The following is a 1,544-nucleotide window of genomic DNA, read 5'->3' as shown; positions in this document are numbered from 1 at the left end:
GCCGGAGGGGCTCCCCTAAAAATAATCATTGAGGCCACAAAAAAAGGAAAACCCCTCATTACAGAATGGTTTCGGTGAGGTATAATCCTCACTATACAAGTGAAACCAAAACTGCAAGGAGGGGCAAAACAATGATACGCCAAACCGTGCTGCCGTTCAAGCTAAAAAGGACCGAGGAGCGGATCACTGCTCGAAGCGGGCTTGCGCTCTACGCGGAATTCATCCAGGCGATGAAGGTGGAAACGCTCATTGACCGGCATTTTCCCCGTCCCGGTTCCGGGAGAGGGTTTAGCGCCGGCGCGTATGTCATGCCGCTTACCCTGATGCAGTACGGCGGTGGTGCTGCCATTGACGATATCGGGGAGATTCGGGACGACCAGACGCTCCGGGAAGCGATTTGCCTTAAGACAATCCCCACATCAGCGGCCATCGGAGACTGGCTTCGGCGGATGGGCGGTCGGGACGGGATTGATACCATGGAGCAGGTCAACGACGAACTGATACGAGCGATCCTCAAGAAAGACTCACGGACCGGTTACACGCTGATCATCGATCCGACGATCATCGAGGCGGAGAAGCGAGACGCCCACATGACCTATCTGGGATTCAAGGGGTATCGTCCGGTGGTGGCGACCTTGAAAGAAAACGGCCTTGCCATAAGCTATGAGTTTAAGGAGGGCAATGACAATGGCGGCAAGCTGGCAACGGTCAAGAAGGCGTTTGGAAAGCTGCCGGCAGGCAAACAGATCGAGGAAACCCTTCTGGACGCCGAGTATTACGAGACGGACATACTTGCCTATCTGGAAGCCAATTGCAAGCGGTGGGCAGTGGGAGCGGATAAGGATGAGGCGGTAAAGGCCTTGATAGGAGCGATTCCCGCGTATTCCTGGCGGCCCTATAAGAATCGAGAGGGAGATGCAACAGACCGGGAGATTGCCGAGGTAGTCCATGCCATGCAACAGGGGAAAGTGGTGTTCCGGCTTATTGTACTCAGATGGAAGGAGCGCCAGGGAGACCTGTTCACGGACACGTGGTGCTATCACGCCATTGCAGCGAGCATGACCGATGAGCGTCCTGCGGAAGAAGTGGTATGGTCGTACAATGCCCGCGCCCACATTGAGAACCATATCAAGGAGCTGAAGAACGGGTTTGGAATGGGGCAGATGCCCAGCGGAGACTTCGGGGCCAATGCCGTGTATTTCGGCATCGGAGTCATGACCTACAATTTATTCCTTGCCCAGAAGATACTCACGATGCCCGAAGCGTGGCGAACGAAAACGATCAAGAGCATCCGGTGGATGCTGGTGGAGGTGGCAGGCAAGCTTGTACGAGGGGGCAGGAGGATCGTCCTGAAGATTGCGGCGAGCATCGAAAAGTACGCCGTTTATCTTGAGATACGACGTCGCACCTATGAGCTTATGCGCGCGTGATGGGTAGCGCCTGTTGAGAGAAAAAGATGGGGAGAGAAGAATCCGGGAAGGAGCAGTGCGCCTCAATGCCGACAAGAGTCGCACAAAAAGAGAAGTCGAAGCGCGATACAAACC

Annotated in this window: 1 protein-coding gene; it reads left to right on the top strand. The window is 55.0% G+C overall.

All coding sequences use genetic code 11. The annotated features are described in order from the left end of the window. Positions 1 to 131: 131 nt before the first annotated feature. Entirely contained in the window at positions 132 to 1,430 is a 1,299-nt protein-coding gene (locus QME66_13850) for an IS1380 family transposase (protein MDI6810024.1), read from the top strand. Positions 1,431 to 1,544 lie beyond the last annotated feature (114 nt).

The sequence above is a fragment of the Candidatus Eisenbacteria bacterium genome, from assembly GCA_030017955.1.
Lineage (GTDB): Bacteria > Eisenbacteria > RBG-16-71-46 > JASEGR01 > JASEGR01 > JASEGR01.
The sequence above is the reverse complement of the archived record's forward strand: the minus strand, read 5'-3'. Positions and strand labels throughout refer to the sequence as shown.